Annotated in this window: 1 protein-coding gene; it reads right to left on the reverse strand. The window is 62.7% G+C overall.

What is annotated here, in order from left to right; translation table 11 throughout:
* Positions 1–396, reverse strand: a 396-nt coding sequence (locus O7A05_RS34215) for a PDZ domain-containing protein (protein ID WP_337097818.1), incomplete at its 3' end; no start/stop codon positions are given.
* Positions 397–432 lie beyond the last annotated feature (36 nt).

Here is a 432-nt window from a genome sequence, read left to right on the forward strand (position 1 = left end):
TTGCAAACCGGCGGTAGCGGCTGGACCTTCCTCGACCCGGGTGACGATCACGCCCTGATCCGCATCGGCACGGGCCAGTTCGGCCTTGCTGGCATCACGCACCGTCAAACCGAGCGTATCCCCCTGAACGGTGCTGTTGTCGCCACCGGCGCCAAGCATCGCCTGCTGCGGATTATCCGGCAACTCGCCAAGGGTCACGGAAAGGGTCTTCTGCTCGCCATTGCGCACGACAATCATTTCCGCTTCACTGCCCGCAGGCAGCACGCCAACCACTTTGGGCAGTTCAGCGGAGCTTTCGATCGGTTGACCATTGAAGGCAATGATCACGTCACCGGGCTGCAAGCCAGCCTCGCTGGCCGGCGAGCCACTCTGTACTTGGGCCACCAGCGCCCCCATCGGTCGATCCAGGCCGAAAGACTTCGCCAAATCACG

The sequence above is a fragment of the Mesorhizobium argentiipisi (SeqCode) genome (assembly GCF_037179585.1).
GTDB lineage: Bacteria > Pseudomonadota > Alphaproteobacteria > Rhizobiales > Rhizobiaceae > Mesorhizobium > Mesorhizobium argentiipisi.